The sequence below is a fragment of the Paenibacillus xylanexedens genome, from assembly GCF_001908275.1.
GTDB classification, from domain to species: Bacteria; Bacillota; Bacilli; order Paenibacillales; family Paenibacillaceae; genus Paenibacillus; species Paenibacillus xylanexedens_A.
Window position 1 is genome coordinate 4,386,294 of sequence record NZ_CP018620.1, and the last position, 22,734, is coordinate 4,409,027.

Sequence of the window (22,734 nt, forward strand, 5' to 3'; positions counted from 1 at the left end):
ATCAAAACCATTACCATGATAGGAGCATCTAATCATGGAGGTTATCAAAATGGAGCTTATGAAAGCAGATGTAACCGTCGTAGGTGGAGGCATTGCCGGGATATGCGCTGCCATTGCAGCTGCACGCCAAGGTCTGCAGGTTTCACTTATTAATGATCGGCCGGTACTTGGGGGAAATGCGAGCAGCGAGGTCAGAGTTCATATCAACGGGTCGGCATATCTCGGAAATAGTCCATCCTATTATGCTCGCGAAGGCGGGTTGGTGGAAGAACTCAAACTGAAGATCTTTCATTACAATCCGTTATACAACAAAAAGCTTATGCTTTCGCTTTCGGATACGGTTTTGCTCGACATGGTTTATGATGAGCCCAACATTTCTCTATTCCTGAACACATGCGTGCATGAAACAGGCATGGAGAACGGCAGAATCAAATGGGTGGAGGGCCTTCAATTGGCTTCAGAGAGAAAATTTCGTTTTGAAAGCCCAACCTACATTGATTGCTCTGGGGATGGAATTGTTGGATACCAAGCTGGTGCTCACTTCCGATGGGGAAGAGAGGCGAAGCATGAATACCAGGAGGAGCTCGCTCCAGAAGTGGCGGATCATTACACGATGGGTGATACGATTCTGTTTCAAGCCCGTGACGTAAACTATTCCGTTCCTTACAAAAGGCCAGGCTTTGCGTATGATATTACGAAGCTGGAGTTTTTTGATAGTATCAGAAAAGGATTAAACTATCGGTCTTTTCCAAGGAAAATCAACGGGCTTGGCGGATTGTGGTGGCTGGAATACGGCGGACATATGGATATTATCAAGAATAATGAAGACATCGCATTGGAACTGCGGAAATTGGTGTACGGGATATGGGATTACATCAAAAATAGCGGTGAATTTGATGATGTAGACAATCTCATCCTGGATTATGTATGCCCGATTCCGGGAAAGAGGGAGTCGAGACGTTTTATAGGGGAACACATGCTGTCTCAGAACGATCTTACAGAAAAGACTCATTTCGAAGATGCGGTATCCGTCGGAGGTTGGTATATGGATCTGCATGCAAATAAAGGCATCTACGATGAGGGGCCTGCTACAGCGTGGAATTTTGTGCCGGGATTGTATAATATCCCTTTCCGCAGCTTATTTTCACGCAATATTCCTAATCTCATGTTCGCTGGCCGTAATATAAGTGCTACCCATGTGGCTTTTGGGTCTACAAGGGTCATGGCAACTTGTGGTTGTATGGGGCAGGCGGTAGGAACGGCTGCTGCGTTATGCGTAAAATATGAGACAGATCCCGCTGACATCGTCAAAGCGCATATGGGTGAGCTTCAGGCGCAGTTGCTTCGAGACGGGCAAACAATTGTAGGCCTTCAAGAGCCGTTGGACCCTTATTTCGCAGACGGATTAACGATTCGTGCCTCGTCTCAGCGAAGCTATGAACAACTTCATCCAACCGAAGAGGTCTCCTTGGAGAAAGCGTTATGTTTGGTCTTGCCGATTCAGACATCAGTGGTTGAGAGTGTGCAGATCAAAATTAAAAATAGATCCGAGCATTCGGAAACGTTGCATGTGAAGCTGTTTGGCGGGGATCGAAAGGAAAACTATATTCCCACCAGCGAGCTGAAGGGCTACAGCTTGGTGATTTCAGCAGGTCACGATGACTGGATTACACTGGACCTCAGCTGCAAGAAGCCAGCTGACGACAAAATCTACATCGTATTGGAAGGTACGGCGTGCCTTACTGTACACAGCAATGAGGAGAAAATGACTGGAGCGGTTAGCTTCCTTTATAAGCCGGAAGAGCCATCCAGGCTGAAGAAACTTAATAAGAGCATTTGCTTTAAAGACCTATCACCATCCCAGAATATGTATAATCCCGCGAATGTCGTCAACGGTTTCTCCAGACCTTATGGTCTGCCGAACGGCTGGATTTCTGAAAGTACGGAAGGACAGGAATGGTTGGAATTTGCTTTTGCAAGCCCCAAGAATCTGGATGAAATCCATCTTGTTTTCAATTCGCAGCTGAATTTGGAGCATTTCGACGATCCGATCGAGCCGTTGATTCAAGATTATGATGTGATCTTAACCTTAGAAGACGGAACCAAGAGTGAAATTAAAGTCCGTGGGAATTATCTTTCGTTGAATAAACTTCAGGTGCATGCACAAGGTGTAACCCAAATCCGATTTGATTTCTGTGCGACATATGGTTCGCCCTATTATGAAGTGTTTGCTGTTAAATTTTTTGCTCTTAAAAACGCTAAGTGAGGTCGGGTGAAGTCGTGATGAAGGAATTTTTTCCTCGAAGAGGGCTGCCTAATGTCATTCAGAAGTTGGAAAATGGAGAAACCGTGACCATCGTTTATTTTGGCGGCAGTAATACACGTTCGAAAGGATACAGGGTCATGACGGCGGATTGGCTGCGAGGGCAATATCCCCATGCGGATATCCGCTGTGTGAATGCAGGCATTGATGGGACAGGATCGGACCTCGGCTGCGCCCGTTTGGAGACCGATGTACTGCGTCATCAGCCTGATCTCGTATTTGTTGAATTTGTTGGAAACGATGGGGGAGTTCCCGAATCCAAAGCGCGGATCGAAGGCATTGTCCGCCAGATTCGCAAGCGCAGCCGGTTTACCGATATTCTGTTTGTATATACGGTTAAGGAGCGGGATTTGACCTCATTTCAATCCGGCCAATACCAGAAGGGCGCTCGTATGCAAGAGGAAGTCGCCGACTATTACGGCATTCCTTCGATTCATCTGGGCGTAGCGGTCAGTCAATTGGTTTTGGATGGAAAGCTCATTTTCACCTCAAGTGCAGATGTGTCCATTCCCGGTGCCGTTATTTTTACACATGATTCGATCCATCCAACAATTCCCGAAGGACACCAGATTTACACAGACACCATCATTCGGTCGTTTGAGAAAATGAGCAAACTTCGAGATCACGTGGGAAAAGTAGAACATCATTTGCCACAAGACACTTTGGTACCAGCCAATCCTTGGGAGTATGCAACCATGCTGCCACTGGATCATCTTACTCATTTTTCACCAGGATGGTCTTACATGACCCCTGATGATTTTCCTTTAGTGCGCGAGTACGATTGGTTGTTCCCCGGTCTGTGGCGAGCAGTTGATCCCGGAGAGACGGTCACAGTGCAGTTTGAGGGAACACACATCGGCTTATTTGATATCGGGGGGCCGGATTCGTGCAGATTGAAGGTGTCGGTGGATGGAGGGGAACCCTTCCTTGTTGATCGATTCACACCCTATAACGATCATAATCGAAATCAATATGTTTTCTTGCCAGAGCTACCAAATGGGAAACATACAGTTCGCTTCGAGATCGATCACGAGAAAACTGACAAAGCGGCCGTGTTTGAGGCAAGTGGCAATGAACGAAGTATGGAACATGTTCGGCAACATCCAGCTTGGTATGATCAAACGGTCATTCAGCTTGGAAAGTTGTTATTGGTGCAGCCGCCATTATAATTGATGGGTTCACTTGGAAGACACCTATATTCTATTTGGCTGCAACTGAGCAATCAATTAGGATGTAGGTTTTTTTTTACTCTACTTAAAATCGTATAAGAAATTCTTAAAATGAAAGAAATTTCACCGTGACGTAACATGCTAAGATGAAAACGACAGAACGGGATTAGGCAGAAGGCAACACATTCATGGAAGCGTTATCATTATAAGGAGAGGCTGTGAATTGTATGGTCAAAAGGAAGCTGTTTTTCTTCATCGTTTTCATGTTGACGGTCGTAGTTCCTTTCAGCCTGATCGGAATAAGGGCCGCTTATGCGGAGACCTTACCTTATCAGACGATTATCATCGATGACGGGAGTATCAAGATCAATGATGTTGTGACACCTGATGCGGGTAACGAGAACAATGGATATGCGGCTCCAAATTGGACTACAAGCACAGGGGTGAAGGGGTATGATCTTTCCAGCACCAAATATACGAGTACAGCAGGCAGAACGATAACATGGAATCCACGCTTGGAAGCAGGAACCGCGAAAATATCGTTCTATAAGCTGGATTGGGCGGATAAGGCTGATAGCAATGTAAAAATCGAAATTGTTCATAATGGAACAACGGATGTAGTCTTTATGGATCTTAGACCCTCATCTGGCGCTCCAGCAGGGTGGGTTGATTTGGGAGAGTACTATTTTTCTGGAGTTGGTGAAGAATTCGTTCAATTGACCCGGTCTACCGGCACCACAAAGACGATCCTTACGCGCGCGGATGCGGTCAAGTTCGAAGGCAATATAACGCAGAAAGAGCCACATAAGACAATCATCATTGATGATGGGAGCCTCACAATTGATCATGTCGTCACTGTTGATTCAGGCAACGTCAGTAACGGGTTCTCCGCTCCTTATTGGAGCACAAGCGCGGGAGTGAAGGGATACAATAATTCCAGTTCCAAATTTACAGACGCTGTAGGTAGAAGCATCACCTGGAATCCACGCTTGGAAGCAGGGACGGCGAGAATATCGTTCTATAAGCTGGATTGGGCGGATAAAGCAGATAGTAATGTGAAAATTGAGATTGTTCATAACGGGATTACGGATGTTAAGTTTATGGATCTTAGACCTACGTCAGGTCCATCGGTTGGATGGGTGGATCTGGGGGAGTATGAGTTTAGTGGTGATGATAGCGAATTTGTCAGGCTGACTCGAACACAGCCTTCTACGGGTACAATTATTACGCGGGCTGATGCAGTCAAGTTCGAGGGGAATATCCGTCAACAGGCACCACCGTTGCCCCCGCTGCGGAGCCGCACATTAACGAATCTCAGTTACACAGAGAAAGGTAGCATTGAAAATGATAACTATAAGGCGACCTTCTATGAAGCGGCATGGGATGAAGGTAAATCCATCGTGCGTGACATGTTCTACAAAAACACGGAGACAGGGAACTGGGTTCCAATCAATAATGAATCGGAAAGACTTGAGGAACAATGGGTTTTATTAGACGGGAACGCGGGCAGCCGAACCAATTACTACGATACGATGAACAAACGCTGGATTACATTCGACGGGGTCCATTTTCCAGACAGCCAGACGGCGGTATTAACCGATTCTACGCATGGCAGTGATTACGATTTTGAAGTGAACTGGTCCATGGCAGGGGATAAACCTGATGTTTCCTTCGCCTTTACGCCTCGCCGCGACGGCAATTATGTGATTGGATATCAGTCCTTCACAACAGAGGCAGTCTCGGGCATCAATGAAGTGTTAAATGGATTCAGGTCCCATGCCAAAATGGTAGGTACGGCGGAATCAACAAGTTTAAGAGAGCTGAGCGCTCCGATGAGCCTGGTTGAGAAAAATGATGGTTCAGGAAATCCATTGACGTATGGCGTATTTGTACCTTCGGCAGAGCTTCCGGTTGAATTTGAACCGACGGGAGGTGTGACGAAACAACGGCTTGGCATGAGCCTGGTCAACAACGAAGGCAGTGTGCAGCCAATCCTGTATGCGCCTCAATTAGGGACTTATTCGCAAATGACCGCGGAAAGTACCTATCAATTTCATATGGGGCTAATCGCTCAAAAAAGCAATCTGTATGAGTCCTACGCGGATATTCTTCGCAATGAGTACGATTATTCAGCATACCGCGAAAATGTATCAGAGTCGCTTACTGACGCGATGTTTAATATGATCGATTTGCTTAAGATTGAGCCGCAAGGAGACGACTCTGTTAATTATGTTCCGTCACCCAGCGGATGGTGGAGCCGTGCCAAGGGTTTTATTGATATCGAAAACGAGGATAGCGTTCGAACAAGCTCGAATGCGGTTCTTTTGGGGGCTTATTATTTAACTGGGGATGACCAGCTATACGATACGAGAGCACTGCCGTCCGTCCAGTATGGCGTATCACGAAATGGTATCGGTTGGTCGCCAACGCAGAAGAAAGTATACGGTGTGCCTTCGTTATGGAAAATGGCTACTCTGCCGTTTGATGTTTCAAGTGTAGCCGCTGTTAATCAGATGATGGGCACTACAGCTGGTATTGGGGCGCTGGCACAGGAAGAATACCTCGTACGTGACCCGGATCAGAAAGACCGCGGTCCTGTTATTCAACCCCTGATGATGTATCGGATGACGGGAGATGCGCAGTATTTGCAAGCTGCGAAGGATGCAGCCGACAGTTATATCACGCAACATATCGATACGCCAGCATCCGTCGATGTGAGTAAAAATGAGTTCATTTATTATTATAGCAAGCTGTGGATGGAGATCTTGGAGCTTTATGAGGAAACTCAGGATCCCAAATACTTGAATGCCGCTTATAAGGAAGCCAAACGGTATGCAACCATGTTTGTTGCTCGTCCAGTTCCTGAAGGTAACGTTACGATCCCTCAGCCGGAGATATATAATTACGCGGAGTCATTCCATTGGCCGGAAAGTGGTAAATTTCAATATCCTAGGCTCAAGCTTCCCGAAGATATTGCCGGAGGTGTTCAAGCGGAGCGTTGGCTTGTTTCACCGAGCGGATTGACGTTTGAAGCAGGAAGTACCACCGGCTATTATCGGATGAATGCTCAGGAAGCTCCGTTCATGCTGAGATTGTCGCTCTATACAGGGGATGAACTGCTGCAGGATATTGCTCATAATGCGATTATTGGACGATATTCCAGTTATCCAGGTTATTACTATAAAGGCTTCGCCGTTAGCCAACTAGAGCCGGACTTTCCTCTGGAAGGCCCAAGCGGGGCTACATCCATCTATTATCACCATATTCCGGGGCAGCTTGGGCAAACGATGGATTATTTGATTAGCGAACAATCATTAAAATCAAACGGGAGCATTACGTTTCCTTCCGTATTTGAAACGAATTTTTTATGGTTCAAATATCACCTTTATGGGAATAAACCAGGTCAATTTTATGGTAATTCGGACGTCTGGCTTTGGATGCCCAAGGGGATTATTAAGACCAACCATCCTCAATTGAATTGGATAACGGGTGAGAGCGGCGATAAATTCTACATCGGGTTAAGCAACGCATCGTCAGAAGAAGTCCAGACTCCGATCGAATTGAATGAACAGATCATTGGATTCAACCCGGCACAAGATTACGCCGTAACGATTATCCGCGACAATGGTACACCAGAGCAAACGGTAATGAGTGGTGGAATCATTCAAGCCACGGTTTCAGGCAAGGGCATCACCGCGATCATTGTAGAAGGACTTAACATTAATGTGCCGCTGCATCAGGTTAGAACGGCTGATACATCGGGTGCAAGCTATTTCTTTGATACCCACAGTCCAATTGATGCGGTTAAAGGCATGCTGATGGTTAAGCCCGACGAAACGGTTTATGATGCTTATGTGCAGGCCAAAACGACAAAACCAGCGACAATCCATTATTCCTTGGATGGCGGGGCCACGTACACGACCATCCCAGATACGATATACCCGATGGAATGGTCGATACGGGTGAATGATTTATCCCAAACCTTCACGTATTACGTGGAATCGGAGGGGAAACAGACCCGTAAACGGACACTCTATCTGCCGGATCAGGTATCGGAAACTCCAGTCCAACCCGAGGGGTAGGATAGTTCAACCATCATAGTGGATAATACGGAGGCGGAGACAGAAGGCGTCTGGATAAGGGATACGACGGCTAACGATTATTATTATGATAACTACGTGTATGCCAAATCTACGACCGGCACAGCGACAAGCAAAATGAGATGGCGACCTGAGCTGCCGGAAAGTGTCACTTACAGTGTGTATTACAAGATTCCGCAAATCACGGCTGCGAGTGAAAATTGGGCAACAAATGCCTCATTTACCGTTTATCATAGCGGCGGCTCCGAGACGGTCACAGTTGATGAGACAACAGCGAATGGTACTTGGGTGCACCTAGGGGATTATCCTTTTGCTGCAGGCGATAGCGGGTACGTGGAATTAACCAATAAGGCCAACAAGTCCAGAGTCGTTGCCGATGCAATTATGTGGGTGGACCCAAACAGGATACCGCAATTGGAGTCTGCTGTGATCATGTCCGATCGGAACGAACTGCAGATGACTCAAACCGCACAACTGAGCGTAACCGGTTATTTGGATAACGGTTTGGTCGGTGATCTTACACAGGCCGATGTGCAGTATTTCGTTAATCGTACGGATCTGGCCGAAGTGAATAGCAGTGGGGTGTTGACCCTTCTTAATCTTGATGGGAACACGGATCACATTGAGGTATGGGCTACGGTTACGATTGACGGTGTGACCTTAACCACACCACCTTTGAACATCACGATCAGGGACCTAACGGTTATCGTGGACAGTACAAATACAACGGGGTTATACACGACAGAAGGGTCGTGGAGCCAAAGCAATTTAGCCGGATACAAAATTGGGGTTAAATCCCGCTATTCAACAGTTCAAGGCTCATCAGCAACGTGGAAAGGCCAGTTTCCAGAGGGGAAATATACAGTCTCGATCTACAAGCTCGTCCATACGACGGGAAACGATAATCATGTCAAAGTGGAAGTGAAGCATAAGACGGGTACTGAGGTCACCTATATCGATGCAACGGCCGGCTCATCGGGTTGGGTTAATCTGGGAACGTTCGATTTTACGGGTGACGGCAGCGAGTATGTTCGATTAACCAGAGTTACGCCTACAACGGTAGACCCGCCAACGCTTCCTGCGGATATGATCTATACGAGAGTTGACGCAGTTATGTTCGAACGTCATTCCGATGATTCGGAGCTGCTTGCTAATGAGGAGCCAGGTGAACCGACACTTTCTGAATAAGGGAAGTGAATTATGAATGGAAGTGGAACAACGGTAAGTGATGTTATACAAATTATTGTAAAATAACGCTAAGAGCCGAGTGGATCAAAACGATCCATTCGGCTCTTTATGTCTAAGTGCAAGAAAGTGTGGTTACAAGGGAAGGCAGTCGGCCACCTTCCTCTTACCACCCATTAATCACTTAAGTTTGCCAAATCCAACTTTTTTGGGTTCTCGTAAAACTCTTGCCACATTCAGATTATGTTTCATAACACTTAAAACGTTTCTCTAGACCCACACAAATGTTCGATGATACCATCATAAACGTGCTAGAAATGAAGATAGCAGGGGGATATCATTGTGGATCAACTTAAATACGATAATCTAAAGCTGGGGGAGCGCGGAGCTATCATCAGCATTATCGCCTACATATGTTTGACCGTTTTAAAACTGATCATTGGCAATATGGCCGGATCAGAAGCGCTTAAGGCGGATGGATTAAATAATGCTACCGATATTGTGGCATCCATTGCCGTACTGATTGGTTTGAAGCTTGCACAGCGCCCAGCGGATAAAGATCATAGATATGGTCACTGGAGAGCAGAGACCGTTGCGTCACTTGTTGCTTCTTTCATTATGATGGCGGTAGGTTTGCAAGTACTGTTTGAAGCCATTGGTTCTGTGTTTCAGGGCACACATGAATCTCCGGATATCATCGCCGCTTACACAGGCATTTTCTGCGCAGTTATCATGTATCTGGTCTATCGCTATAACAAGAGACTTGCTACTCGTATTAAAAGTCAGGCAGTCATGGCTGCAGCTCGAGATAACATTTCCGATGCCTGGGTGAGTACCGGTACGGTCATTGGGATCGTGGGTTCCCAGTTCGGCCTCCCATGGCTGGACCCTGTAACGGCGGTCATTGTAGGTTTCCTAATCTGCAAGACCGCTTGGGACATTTTCAAGGAAGCCACGCACCATCTGACCGATGGTTTTGATGTTGAACTTATTCAGGAGTACAAAAAAACGATTGCCGGAATTGACAGCGTAGAGACGGTTAAAGACGTGAGAGCGCGGAACTATGGCAATAACGTTGTAGTAGACGTTGTCATAACAGTTGATGCTGAGCTGGATCTTCAACAAGCACACGATATCTGTACAGACGTGGAGAACGAGTTGATGGAGGAGCATGACGTTTACACCGTTCACGTTCACGTGGAACCTGATATGTTGAAAGACTGCATTTAAGCCCAGGATTATAAAAGAGAAACTCAGCAAAGCAAAAAACCAGTGAAGTGTACTCATTCACTGGTTTTTGCTGATTTCAATTGTCATCTTTAAAAGAATGCACACATTATTTATCCCATACATGACTATCTCGGCAAATTATACGTAACCAGATTGTTATATTTATCAGCATGTTTCTGTTCGTCCAAGATGATTCCCCACACCGTGTCTTTATATATGCCATAAGGGAGACCAAACCATATTTTTCTATACTTTTCCACGGCAACCAATTCACCTTGAAACGCCTTTTGCAGTCCGGCAAGATAAGAGGTGACCGTCTCAACCGGCTCACTGCTTACGCCCGAAATCTCCTGACCTGTAAGATCCTTGTACATTTGGCGGAACATTTGATTATGTCCTCGTTCATCATTGCGGATGCTCGTGATGATGGCAGCCTGATTGGCATCAGGTGACATCTGAATCAGTGAATCATAGAATATCTCATCATTTCTTTCTCCTTGAACAGCCGTTTTGATTAATTCAAGCGCTTCGGCTGATGATGTTGCCCATACCGGAGTAAAAGTGTACCTGTAACCATAAGGATATGCCACATACATTACGAATCCCTCCAAGACAAATATGAGTTAAGATATGCACGTATGCCCATCAGCGTTAACCCATATCATCTGTCTGCCTTATTTGTCGAAAGCTTCAGTAAAACTTCACTTGGTATACCTCAATATTTTACTGTAACCATAAGCAAGAACAAATGGCAGGAGGTATGACAAAAAGGTCCAAATAATGTTCCATCCATTAAAATAAATGACATGCCCCATCATTTTGGCAAGCCATTCGAGTAATGTCAGCGACAATGATGCAACAAGGATCGCCAACCATGGCTTGGCACCTTTGACTATAATGGCATACATCATCAAGCAGCCGGCGATCGGATAGACTCCAAGATCCATTGGAAGAGCAGCAAAGGATTGGTTACGAGTATTCGGGAGAATATTCCAGAAGTAATTAAACCCGATATTGTTGATGCATGCTGCAATAGCCACACCAAGTGGATAATATAGAATAAAGATTGTAAAGTTCCGACGCAGAATCCATACACCCAAAATAATGGGAATGACCATACCCAGCAGAATGTTTCCTAACATGCATTTTTCCTCCAAAGCTTGTTACTTGCATAGCTCACAATAAGCTGCATCACTCCGTTGTCTTCTCTTCCAGAAGGCGATCCACCTTATCTGTAAGTGCATCCAATTTTTTATCATAATGCTTGTACGTATAGAATCCAATGACTGCTTTGACTGCAAAAAAGAGCACCGCAGCAATGACAATGAGAATATAGTTGTGGGCAATCTGCCTTAACCAATCGTTAATTGCATTTATCGGATTTCTCTCCCTTCAATGCAAGTGGTGGTGTATAAGATAACCAACTCCATGGGATATAATGCATATTAGCAAACTCGGAATAGGCAGATGTGAGTCCAAACGTTTAAAAGGTCGCCTATCCAAGGATAAGTGACCTTTTTATTATTTATTCAAATGCTGAGGACTTAAATAGACTTCAACAGCAGATATTGTCGGACACCATCTGGATTCTTCGATGATCAAGCGGAGCTTTCTTGCTCGGACAGGGAGAAAGCGGCAAATCCGTTTGTATCCAACGATTGTACAGTCGTATAGATCACGCCAGATCTCGCCATCGAGATATTCGATGTGTAGTTTCTCAATACGCTGTCCAGACCGGATATGCTCCTGAAGCAGGATCGTATCAAACGTATGCTCTCCCAATAAATCAAGCTCAATGGAAGCGTGTTCGGTTCCTTCATTGGGGCACCAATACGTCATTTTGTCCCCGTCCAGCAAGCGAGTGGCATCATGTTTCTCATCAAGCGATTCTGAAGCAGTGGCATGTCCTCCGAAGGCCAAGTTATGACGGAATGTAGCGCGAAGCCGATCGCCAAGCTCTTGCATCCGTTTGGCATCATTCTCATGAATTCTGCCGTGTTGGTCCGGAGGCAGATTTAACAGAAATGTAGCATTACCACCAACAGACTTATAATAAATATCCAGAAGTTTCTCGAGACTTCTGACTTGGTCATCCTCAGCAGCGTGGTAGAACCAGCCTGGCCGAATCGAAGTATTAACTTCGGCGGGGTACCAGACAACCTGCTTTCCAGCTACAGCATCACGGCTGCCCAGATTCTCGTCGCGAGAGTTAGCAAGCTTGGCAAACTGTCCATCATCCACATGCTGCGAAGCCTCCTGAATCTTCTCGCAATCCTTAAGTTCCTCTGGAACAACACTCCACTCAGAATCTCGTGTATGTCCTGCTTCATTTCCACACCAGCGCACATCGGGACCACATACGGATATAACGGCACCTGGCTGCAGTTCGCGAATGACTTCATAGTAGCCATCCCAATCATACACTTGTTTCAAACCGTTCGGTCCTTCACCACAGGCACCATCAAACCATACACAGAAGATGTCACCATAGGAGGTCAACAGTTCACGCAACTGCAACTTGAAATATTCGTTGTATTCGGAGGTTCCATATCGATGGTCATGCCGATCCCACGGGGATAGATATACGCCAAATGCCAGACCTCCCAGCCTGCAAGCCTCAGCGACTTCCTTTACCATATCGCCGTTGCCTTCGCGCCACGTGCTGCTCTTAACCGTATGTTCCGTATATGCGCTTGGCCAGAGACAGAAACCATCGTGATGTTTACAGGTAAGGATGAGACCCTTTATCCCTGCAGATTTGCACACCTCTACCCATTGCGTGGCATCAAAATCGGTAGGGTTGAAGAGGGCTGGTGATTCGTCACCGAATCCCCATTCCTTATCTGTAAATGTATTTATCCCAAAATGAATAAACGAATAAAATTCGAGCTCCTGCCAGGCCAATTGACGGTCGGACGGGGTGATATTGGCAAGAGTCTGAATGGAGTGGCTCATGAGTAACATCTCCTTTAATTTGAAATGAATTGAATGATTTCAGCATCATAGGGCTCAAGCTTCAACTCAGAGGCCATGGTCTGGCCTGACAGCATACCAACTGCCGCTTCCTGAAGGGGCACGGTCTGCGACTTGCCTGTTGTGTTGACATAGAGGGTATTCTTGTTGTCCAGATGACGAGCCACGACACCGGATGGTGTAAAAGGACCATCTGCTATACCAAGCGTCGGATACAAACGATGCAGAAGCGCACTCAAAAACGTTGTATTGGCAGGCAAGGCTACATAGATCGCTTGACCTTGTCCGTACTTATTGCAGGTGACCGCCGGGGAAGCCTCACGTGTATTCGAGAAACTGGCGATGACGCTCGCGGTATGCGGCTCAAGGATCTCATAATAATCGATATCCGGCTGAATGTTTTGCGAATCCATGACGATGACTGGCTTCTCACGCTCCAAGCCAAGCTCGGTTTTTTCCAAACCTCCGGCATTCTCCCAAGGGGTATGGCTGCGCGTTCGAACAAATGCACCACAGCGGATGCCAAATACATCACTCAAGCCTCCTGGAAGGGTAGTATCAAACACCCGATTGTTCGCAGTGACTTTGGCAGAATAAGCCGTCATGATAACGGTACCGCCTTGTTCAACAAAATCGCGTAGCGTTGCTGCCGATTCTTCATCCATGATCGCGTGTCCGGGTACGATAATCAGCTTGTAGTTCCGATGGAGGCTGCGCAGATTGATGATGTTGCAATCCAGATTGGATTGTTCCAGAGCGCTGTATGCTTGCAAAACCTGCCCGGTATAGTCTGTCTTGTAATAGCTTGGGTTGCCAGCCATAACCTTCAGCGTCTCGAAAGAGTAAGCAATCGCGATGTCAGGGTTTGTTTTTCTTGGCATATCCAGATCCTGCAGCCGTTTGAATTCCTCTGCAATACGTGCAAATTCATCATATTTCCAGCCTGGTATGCCATCATGATCCACAAGACCAAACACATATTGCTCTTCGCCACCCAGCATTGTACGCCAGGTCCAGGCGCAGACGGCCTGTGCTCTGTGAATCAGAGACAGATAAGCGTACATTCGCATTGCTCCCGGTGGAGATGCATAGCCGCCAAAGTCCCCAGTCTGGAACTCCAGACACCAGATGGGCTGATCCAGCTCACCGATGCGATGGTCCATGAAAAAACAGGCAGCAGTTAACGCTTGCTTATCTTCGGGATTGGTCCCGGGATAAAAGCCAATGCCCGGCAAGTCGATCATTTCCCGGTACTGCTTCAGATAATCGAAACCGTAGCCCGGATTTTCCGACCAGTGGTTCGTTGTTTCTCTGACTTCTGGTGCTAATTCCCGCACGATGTCACTCAATCCTTGCATATAATTCAACGTCTCATCGGAGTAAAAACGTGCCATGTCCAGAAGGCGTTCTGGTGCACCTTTGACCTGTCCCGAAATCGGGAGGACCACATCACTGAAGCTGTTCAGTTTTCTAGACCAGCGCTGTGCACTCCAGGCTTCATTAAGCTGCTCGACCGTTTCATACTTATTACGAAGCCAGACCTCGAATCGGTCCCGGGCCACATTGGAATAGGATGGAGCACCGGAGCCTAACTCGTTGCATAATCCGAAAGCATAAAGGGCCGGATGATGCCGGTAACGAAGGACGAGTTTTCTGGCGAAATCATAAGCGTATTCTTGGAGGGTTGGATGACCGATATCCTCCATATATCTTGTTTGCGCTTCCATACGGATGCCGCTCGGAGCACTTAAAGAGATTTCAGGATACTTTCTGTGCAGCCAAGTCGGAGCCGGGCGGGTCGCAATATCCAGAATGACCTGAATACCGGCTTCCTCAAACAAGGTCATGACTTCGTCAAACCATGCAAAAGTGTAGTTTCCTTCCGATGGCTCGAAGCTGTCCCAGCATAAATGGCCGAGTCGAACGATTGTAAACGAAGCTTTACGCATCAAGTTGATATCGTGTTGCCAGCGTTCGCGCGGCCAGTCGTGGGGGTGGTAGTTAGCGCCTGCATATAACATCCTGATCACCGCCATATAAAAATATTAAATATATCAATTATTTTAATCGCTGATGATCGGATAATATATATAATAAAAAACGATATTCATATAATAAAATGAAACTGATTAATGAAGTTCACGAAAACGTTGAGGCGTAATATTCTCAAATTTTCGGAAGGTTGAGACAAAATGGCTCACATCCAGAAATCCCACGAGAGAAGCAACGGTTTTGATGGTCATATGTTTGTTGTTCATTAAGTGTTCCTTCGCTTTCTGGATTCGCAGTTGGATCAGATATTGATAAGGGCTCATTCCAGTCGTCATGCGAAATAAGTAATTTAGCCGCTGCGAGCTTAAGCCTGCATATTCCGACAGATCAGCCAAGCCGATTGAGGCATCCTGAAAATGCTCCTCCATGAATCGAATATAGGGTGCGAGTCGGGTGGATTGTTGGGAATAAGAGCGTTGGTTGTCCACTTGTCCGTAACGCTTCAGATCCATTAGAAAACGATAAACAAACGTGGAACTATCCATTCCGCTGAATTCAGACTGCTGCCTTGCCAAACGGCTGGTCGTGTTATGAATTCTCGACAGCCTGGAATCGCCTTCCCAATGAATGACTTTCGATGTGGCCAATCCCAGGGAGGAGATGATCATAGGGGCTAAATTACCACTAAATGTTATGTACCAGGTAGACCAGGGATGTGACGAAGTGTAATAACGGTGCGGAACATGAGGTGGCAATAAAATTCCCTGGTTTGGCCCAAGTGTCATCGTATTTCCCGCACATTCAAATTGCCCTTCACCGCCTGTCGTTTGCAGCCAGTGATAACAATGATAGCCATCAGGTCTATCAAATTCTTCTTGCCATTCGTTATAACCGGTTTGTTCCAAATAGATCGGCAGTGTACGGTCCAGATTAGTGACAAGCATCTGCTTCATGTAATGTTTCATGGTTTATCAACCGCTTTCATTTTTATATCTTTTTTCTAATTATAACGGATCATGTTGTTTTGTTTCATTTGATGTAGAGTGACAACCTCAGAAATGAAAAAACCCTTCTCTAAGAATGAAAGAAGAGAAGGGTTGATCCTAAAATATTGAATTATTATCGAATTACTGATGCTTGCTGAGAATATCAAATATGATCTTGGCATTATCTGTGTTATCGATCAAACCGGCGAAGCGATGACTTGCCGGGCCGTAGGCATAGACCGGAACATCTTCACCTGTGTGTCCACCTGTTGTCCAGCCCGTATATGAACGGTTATCAATAATTGCTTCAATGGCATTATCAATCTTTGTTACGTCCGCACTTTTAGCTGCTTCTTTCACCGATTGAATCTCTTCCGGCTTCAACTCCAGTTTCAGATAACTTTTCAGTGTTTCTTCAACCGAAGCACCTTTTGCAATTTGTGCTGCCATGAAGTCAGGCGTACGCAGTGCAGCTTTGATCGGGTCTACGAAAAAGTTATACTCTCCGTCTTTTCCGAGCGTAAGTCCGCCCGTGGAGTGGTCGGCAGTAGCTACGACAAGTGTTTCACCGTCTTTTTTGGCAAAATCAATAGCTGCCTGAAATGCTCCTGCGAAATCTTCCATTTCACTCATCGCGCCAACGATATCATTATCATGTCCTGCCCAGTCGATCTGGCTGCCTTCGACCATTAGAAAGAATCCTTTGTCGTTCGAACTGAGACGATCAATCGCTGTATTGGTCATCTCAGCCAATGATGGAGTTGCAGCACTACGATCAATCAACTTGTCCAGACCTCCGTCCGCAAACAGTCCAAGAACTTGTTGATTCTTATCGGCAAGGAGAGAGGAACGATCCGTCACATAGCTGAATCCGGCCTTCTGGAACTCCTTCGTCAGGTCACGACCCTCGCGTACAAAATTGGATTTCCCTCCACCCAGAAGTACATCCACCTTATGCTTGCCATTAATCAACTCATCATAATAATCGTCCGCAATTGCATCCATATTTTTTCGACTGATATCATGGGCACCAAATGCAGCTGGTGTGGCATGAGTGATCTCCGATGTAGCCACGAGTCCGGTGGACTTGCCGTTTTCTTTGGCCTGCTCAAGTACCGTTTTGACTTCCTTCTGCTCAGGGTCAACCGCAATGGCCGCATTGTAGGTTTTCACGCCCGCCGACATGGCCGTTGCTGCGGAAGCGGAATCCGTTACATTTTGTTTATCATCATCCGGATAAGTCATTTGTGCCCCAACAAGATAAGGGTCGAATACGGTTTTGTCCATGCCCTTCGTCGAAGGATCATCTTTCATATAACGGTAGGCGGAAGTATAAGAGGTCCCCATGCCATCCCCAATGAGGAAGATGATGTTCTTGATTTGTTTTTTCTCCACACTTACAGCTTGAACGGCACTTGCTTGTCCTGCAGACAAGAGAGTAGAAGCCGATACAGCCAGAGTCAGCGCTACCGCTGGTAATACTCTTTTGGATAATTTCACAATGATTCCTCCTCGTAATATCTCAAAAACAAAATGAATGCATGAATCTATATTCATTTGTTCATCATTAAGAAGATTAGCATTTATATGTAAATGAAAACCAAGAACTTTGTATACCTGAGGTAAAATAAACAAAATAAAGACGATGTGATAATTCTTTGCATGAGGAGCAAGTCAAACATTCCAATCAGGGCAACATGTTTCCGGCGAAAAATTCACATGATCGCCAACATGCGAGATTACAAAAATATACTCATTCCGCTGTTTTTGAAGTATGATACAACATAAGTAGAACGCTTTCATTTTTATATTACTGTTAGTATAAGAACAATTTCATTTTCAGGAGGCTCTTTACATTGACCAAAACAACTCCAAATTATGATGGGTATCTCTTTGTACATTTTATTGGCGAACAACCAGACGGAGAGCAGGTTTATTTCTCCTATAGCGAGGATGGCCTTCACTGGAAGGATCTTAATGGCGGCTCGCCTGTGCTGTTTTCCGACCTTGGAGAAAAGGGGGTACGGGACCCGTTTCTGGTTCGTTCAGTCAAGGATAATAAATTTTATCTGATTGCTACGGATCTCCGCATCGCAAGCAGCAAAGGGTGGACTCATGCCGTTAATGCCGGGAGCCGTGACGTAATTGTATGGGAATCCAGCAATCTCGTGAACTGGTCATCCCCATGGAACGTCACACTAGGTGTTGAAGGGGCTGGATGTGTCTGGGCACCTGAAGCTGTGTATGATGAAATAACAGATGAGTTTCTTGTATTCTGGGCTTCTGCGACGCAGGAACCTCAGGAGCAAGAACGAAAACAAAAAATATACAGCGCTCGTACAAAAGACTTTCATACGTTCTCGGCATCGGAAAAATACATTGAGCGGGATAATCATATTATTGATACAACGATTCTTCCTGCGGATGGATCTTATTATCGATACTCCAAGGATGAAACAACCAAAAACATACGGGTAGAAAACGGAGACTCTCTCGACAAAGAAGCGTTTGTTACGCTGCAAGCCCCGGTACTGGAGGCTGTGGCAGGAGTGGAGGGACCTCAAATCTTTAAATTCAATGACCGGGAGGAATGGTGCCTGATTGTTGATCGATTTGCTGAAGGCAAGGGGTATCTTCCTCTGTTAACTACAGATCTGGGAAGCGGAGAATTCCGAATCGTCCCTGATGATGATTTTGATATGGGAACGACTCAAAAGCGGCATGGAAGTGTCCTGCCTATCACAGCTGAGGAGTGCTGCCGGCTTCTCGCGGCTTTCGGGGATGGTCATCAGGTGCTTCCTGGACAATATGCCGATCCTGATGTCGCACAGTTTGGGGATCGTTACTATATGTATCCAACAACAGATGGCTTCGAGGGGTGGTCGGGGACACAGTTCAAGGTGTTTTCTTCTTCAGACCTGAAGCATTGGAGAGACGAAGGCGTGATCCTTGATCTGGGAACAGAGGATGTTGCCTGGGCAACCGGTAATGCCTGGGCGCCGGCAATTGCCAGCCGAAACGGAAAGTTCTATTTTTATTTCTGTGGCAAAATGCGGAACGGAGAGAGTGCCATTGGCGTTGCTGTAGCAGATACACCGATTGGTCCATTCCTGGCCGAGTCGCAGCCTTTAATCACAATGGAGCAGTTGAAACGTCTGGGCATTACCATGGGACAAGCGATTGATCCCTCTATCTATGTCGATGATAATGGAAAACCGTATCTGTTATTTGGCAATGGACATGCTGCCATTGTGGAGCTCGGTGAAGACATGATAAGTGTCGTGGAGGACACAATGAGCAATCTGGTGGGCTTGCATGATTTTCGTGAGGCGGTAACTGTGTTAAAGCAGGGGGGACTATACCATTTTACGTGGTCCTGTGACGATACAGGCAGCGAAGACTATCATGTGAATTACGGTACGTCAGAGCAATTGTACGGTCCTGTTACCTATCGATACCCGATTCTGAGCAAAAATGTCGAGAAGGGCATGCTGGGTACAGGTCATCACTGTATATTTAATGATTCCGAAACGGGTCAATACCAGATTGCCTATCACCGTTTTGTCACGCCACTATCCAGATTTTCCTCCGGTAAGGGATATCACCGCGAAATATGTATGGACCCGCTTCTTTTTGGTAAGGACGGACTGATTCAGCCAGTCATACTCTAACATAAGATGTTCAATTAAATCACTATTTTATGAAGACTGATACATCTTGATTGCCTGTCAAATGTCGCTTTTAGCGGTTTTGGCAGGCATTTTTATCATCCACCTGGAACAAGCCAAAACCGTAGGGCTGAGAGGGTATGAAACTTATTGAACGTATTCACTCCGGAATACATTTGACAGGCGAATCAATAAATCGTATTATTACGATATAACGATTTAGGAGGAATACTTTTGAACACTCCCGCTTTTGACAGCAATAACATTAAACAGTTCGATGAACCAGCTAATCTGCTCAAAGCTTTGTCTCACCCCATTCGTTTATGCATTGTTCGGGGACTGATGATGAAAAAAAAATGTAATGTCTCTTATATGCAGGAATGTCTGGATCTTCCCCAATCAACAGTCTCACAACACCTCCAAAAGCTTCGTAGTGCAGGTATTGTTGCTACGGAGCGAAATGGACTTGAAGTGAACTATGTGCTTGCCGATCAACGGGTTGAACAGATTATTAAAACTTTATTTGAAAAGGATGATTGTGAATCATGAGCAAAAAAGTACTTATTGTTGGCGGTGTAGCTGGAGGTGCTTCTGCAGCTGCACGTCTTCGCCGTCTGGATGAACATGCCGAGATTATTATCTTTGAGAAAGGGCCCTATATCTCATTTGCCAATTGTGGTTTGCCTTATTATATAGGTGGCTCAATCGATGATCGAGAGCGTCTGCTGGTGCAGACGCCAAAAGGGATGGCAGATCGCTTTCGTATCGATGTGCGTACAAGAAGTGAGGTCGTAGCTATTGATTCGCAGAAGCGAGTGGTTAAGATACAATCCCAGGAGCGCGGTGCATATGAAGAAAGCTATGACGAGTTGATATTGTCACCAGGTGCAAAACCGATGATTCCCGATCTGCCGGGTAAGGACAATCCACTAATTTATACCGTACGAAGTATTCCAGACATCGATCGGATCAAAGAACAGGTAAGTTCTTCTAACAACAAGTCTTCGATCGTCATAGGCGGTGGATTTATCGGCGTAGAAATGGCTGAGAATCTAAAGGAAGCTGGTCTGGATGTAACGCTTATTGAGGGGAACGCACAAGTACTCACACCATATGATCCCGAGTTAGCAGCCGCATTGGCACAGGAAATGGAGAATCATGGTGTAAACCTGCTGTTTTCCAAGCGTGTTCAGGGATTCCATTCCCTAGAGCAGGGCATAGGAGTTGAACTTGCAGATGGTCATACGCTGACTGCTGACATGGTTATTCTTGCGATAGGCGTAACGCCAGACACCTATTTTTTGAAAGATAGCGGCGTTTCGCTGGGTGCACGTGGACATATTATCGTAAATGAAGCTTTAGAAAGCAGTGTGCCACATATCTATGCTGTTGGGGATGCCATCGAAGTTACGGAAACCATTCATGGTACGAAGGCAACGATTCCACTTGCCGGACCTGCCAACAAACAAGGTCGTATTGTTGCTGACCGTATCGCAGGGCTTCCTTCTACCTATAAAGGAACACAAGGTACGTCCATTATCAAAGTCTTTGGAATGACCGCAGCCACAACAGGCAGTAATGAGAAAACACTACAACGTCTCGGCGTGGAATATCAAACCGTTATCGTACACCCTGCTTCTCATGCATCGTATTATCCTGGTTCGAGCGCAATTACTCTTAAACTGCTGTTTACTCCGGAAGGTAAAATTTTAGGCGCACAAGCAGTCGGTTATGATGGAGTGGATAAACGAATTGATGACATTGCTGTAGCCATTCATTTTGGAGGACATGTCCACGATTTGACAGAGCTTGAACTGGGTTACGCGCCACCATATTCTTCTGCCAAAGATCCCGTAAATATGGCTGGATTTGCAGCAGAGAATATGATCACTGGACGTGTTCAGACCTTCACCTATAATCAACTGGCTGATCGTCAGCCGGAGCAGTCGATACTTCTGGATGTTCGCAGTGAAATTGAGCATCAAAATGGTCATATTCCGGGTTCACTCTCTATTCCAGTTGATGAGCTTCGTGAGCGGTTAGATGAATTAGACCCATCCAAAGAAATCTGGCTATACTGTCAAGTCGGCTTACGTGGTTACACTGCTTCGCAAATTTTGCGTCAGCATGGTTTTAGCGTAAAAAACTTGAGTGGTGGTTATAAAACATACCGTCAAGTCCAGTTTAATCCTGCTCCATTTACTACTGCAAAACAAGATCATCATGATTCTGCGGTGGACGTTAAGGAAAAAAAGTCTATTCCCTCTGAGTCGATACAACCGCAACGTATTGATCATGAGTTGAACGTTTGCGGATTAAGTTGTCCTGGCCCCCTAATTCAGGTTAAGCAGAAAATGGATCAACTCTCATACGGAGAAACCCTTCGCGTGAAAGCTTCCGATCCAGGATTCTATGAAGATGTTAAAGCATGGGCGACAATGTCGGGTTCCACAATCTTGCAGTTGGAAAGACTGAAAGGCGGTACGATTGAGTCTGTCATTACTAAAAATACAGCACAACCCGTATCCGATGCCACAATCAGCGATCCTGCCAGCACGATGGTTGTTTTCAGTGGTGATCTGGACAAAGCGATCGCTTCACTCATTATTGCTAATGGGGCAGCAGCCAGTGGACGGAAAGTAACCCTATTTTTCACTTTTTGGGGATTGAGTATTATTCGTAAGCAGCAACCGCAGAAGTTATCCAAAACTATGATCGGCCGTATGTTTGATATGATGCTGCCTCGCGGGAGCCAGAAGCTTGGCATGTCCAAAATGAATATGCTTGGAGCAGGCCCGAAGATGATCCGTGGTTTGATGAAAAAACATCATGTGCCGTCGTTGGAGGAATTGATTGAGAGCGCAATTACACAAGGAGTAGAGATCGTTGCCTGCCAAATGTCTATGGATTTAATGGGAATTCAGCGTGAAGAATTAATAGATCAAGTCAAAATTGGTGGTGTAGGTTACTATCTTGGACAAGCATCACAAGCCAATCATAATCTGTTTATTTAAAAATTTATCACAAACTCCAAAAAACGTTGATTCGAATTTGAACCAACGCTTTTTTGGACTTAATCATCAAGTAAACATTGACTTCATTTTTTTG

General features: G+C 45.8%; 14 protein-coding genes. 8 read left to right on the forward strand and 6 right to left on the reverse strand.

Going from position 1 to position 22,734, the window contains the following annotated elements; genetic code table 11:
* Positions 1-34: 34 nt before the first annotated feature.
* From BS614_RS19435 to BS614_RS19455, 5 genes are all read left to right on the forward strand, one after another.
* Positions 35-2,266 carry an FAD-dependent oxidoreductase gene (locus BS614_RS19435; RefSeq protein WP_074095198.1) on the forward strand — a complete coding sequence of 744 codons (2,232 nt, stop codon included), beginning with the start codon at positions 35-37 and terminating at the stop codon, positions 2,264-2,266.
* A 17-nt stretch (positions 2,267-2,283) separates the two neighbouring features.
* Positions 2,284-3,492 (forward strand): SGNH/GDSL hydrolase family protein, encoded by a 1,209-nt coding sequence (locus tag BS614_RS19440; protein ID WP_074095199.1) that lies wholly within the window; start codon positions 2,284-2,286, stop codon positions 3,490-3,492.
* Between the two features lie 227 nt (positions 3,493-3,719).
* Positions 3,720-7,574: a golvesin C-terminal-like domain-containing protein gene (locus BS614_RS19445; protein WP_074095200.1), complete on the forward strand. Its 3,855-nt coding sequence runs from the start codon at positions 3,720-3,722 to the stop codon at positions 7,572-7,574.
* Between the two features lie 18 nt (positions 7,575-7,592).
* A complete protein-coding gene (locus tag BS614_RS19450; RefSeq protein WP_074095201.1) occupies positions 7,593-8,780 on the forward strand; it encodes a golvesin C-terminal-like domain-containing protein in 1,188 nt (395 codons plus the stop codon).
* A 339-nt stretch (positions 8,781-9,119) separates the two neighbouring features.
* A complete protein-coding gene (locus BS614_RS19455; protein ID WP_074095202.1) occupies positions 9,120-10,007 on the forward strand; it encodes a cation diffusion facilitator family transporter in 888 nt (295 codons plus the stop codon).
* Positions 10,008-10,132: 125 nt separating this feature from the next.
* On the opposite strand, the gene BS614_RS19460 is transcribed toward BS614_RS19455, so the two are convergent.
* The 6 genes from BS614_RS19460 to BS614_RS19490 all read right to left on the reverse strand — a co-directional run bounded on the left by BS614_RS19460 (position 10,133) and on the right by BS614_RS19490 (position 17,458).
* Complete coding sequence (locus BS614_RS19460; RefSeq protein ID WP_074095203.1) at positions 10,133-10,603, reverse strand: ferritin family protein; 471 nt, start codon at positions 10,601-10,603, stop codon at positions 10,133-10,135.
* 105 nt (positions 10,604-10,708) lie between these two features.
* On the reverse strand, positions 10,709-11,149 hold the full coding sequence (locus tag BS614_RS19465; protein ID WP_074095204.1) for a hypothetical protein: 441 nt from the start codon (positions 11,147-11,149) through the stop codon (positions 10,709-10,711).
* Positions 11,150-11,528: 379 nt separating this feature from the next.
* Positions 11,529-12,962, reverse strand: coding sequence for an alpha-L-fucosidase (locus BS614_RS19475; protein ID WP_074095206.1), 1,434 nt, complete (start codon positions 12,960-12,962; stop codon positions 11,529-11,531).
* Between the two features lie 14 nt (positions 12,963-12,976).
* Positions 12,977-15,001, reverse strand: coding sequence for a beta-galactosidase (locus BS614_RS19480; RefSeq protein WP_074095207.1), 2,025 nt, complete (start codon positions 14,999-15,001; stop codon positions 12,977-12,979).
* Positions 15,002-15,109: 108 nt separating this feature from the next.
* Positions 15,110-15,937, reverse strand: a complete 828-nt coding sequence (locus BS614_RS19485; protein ID WP_074095208.1) for an AraC family transcriptional regulator — start codon at positions 15,935-15,937, stop codon at positions 15,110-15,112.
* 162 nt (positions 15,938-16,099) lie between these two features.
* Positions 16,100-17,458 (reverse strand): alkaline phosphatase, encoded by a 1,359-nt coding sequence (locus BS614_RS19490; RefSeq protein ID WP_074095209.1) that lies wholly within the window; start codon positions 17,456-17,458, stop codon positions 16,100-16,102.
* Between the two features lie 356 nt (positions 17,459-17,814).
* Here BS614_RS19490 and BS614_RS19495 point away from each other — a divergent pair, with 356 nt between their 5' ends.
* From BS614_RS19495 to BS614_RS19505, 3 genes are all read left to right on the forward strand, one after another.
* Positions 17,815-19,629, forward strand: coding sequence for a glycoside hydrolase family 43 protein (locus tag BS614_RS19495; protein WP_074095210.1), 1,815 nt, complete (start codon positions 17,815-17,817; stop codon positions 19,627-19,629).
* Between the two features lie 231 nt (positions 19,630-19,860).
* A complete protein-coding gene (locus BS614_RS19500) occupies positions 19,861-20,175 on the forward strand; it encodes an ArsR/SmtB family transcription factor (protein ID WP_036615511.1) in 315 nt (104 codons plus the stop codon).
* Positions 20,172-22,640: an FAD-dependent oxidoreductase gene (locus BS614_RS19505; protein ID WP_074095211.1), complete on the forward strand. Its 2,469-nt coding sequence runs from the start codon at positions 20,172-20,174 to the stop codon at positions 22,638-22,640. The genes BS614_RS19500 and BS614_RS19505 overlap by 4 nt, the downstream gene beginning before the upstream one ends.
* Positions 22,641-22,734 lie beyond the last annotated feature (94 nt).

Bases quoted from the DNA above. Each gene is read 5' to 3' on its own strand.
- BS614_RS19435 (WP_074095198.1), top strand. From the start codon at position 35: ATGGAGGTTATCAAAATGGAGCTTATGAAAGCAGATGTAACCGTCGTA.
- BS614_RS19440 (WP_074095199.1), top strand. From the start codon at position 2,284: ATGAAGGAATTTTTTCCTCGAAGAGGGCTGCCTAATGTCATTCAGAAG.
- BS614_RS19445 (WP_074095200.1), top strand. From the start codon at position 3,720: ATGGTCAAAAGGAAGCTGTTTTTCTTCATCGTTTTCATGTTGACGGTC.
- BS614_RS19460 (WP_074095203.1), bottom strand. From the start codon at position 10,603: ATGTATGTGGCATATCCTTATGGTTACAGGTACACTTTTACTCCGGTA.
- BS614_RS19465 (WP_074095204.1), bottom strand. From the start codon at position 11,149: ATGTTAGGAAACATTCTGCTGGGTATGGTCATTCCCATTATTTTGGGT.
- BS614_RS19475 (WP_074095206.1), bottom strand. From the start codon at position 12,962: ATGAGCCACTCCATTCAGACTCTTGCCAATATCACCCCGTCCGACCGT.
- BS614_RS19480 (WP_074095207.1), bottom strand. From the start codon at position 15,001: ATGTTATATGCAGGCGCTAACTACCACCCCCACGACTGGCCGCGCGAA.
- BS614_RS19485 (WP_074095208.1), bottom strand. From the start codon at position 15,937: ATGAAACATTACATGAAGCAGATGCTTGTCACTAATCTGGACCGTACA.
- BS614_RS19505 (WP_074095211.1), top strand. From the start codon at position 20,172: ATGAGCAAAAAAGTACTTATTGTTGGCGGTGTAGCTGGAGGTGCTTCT.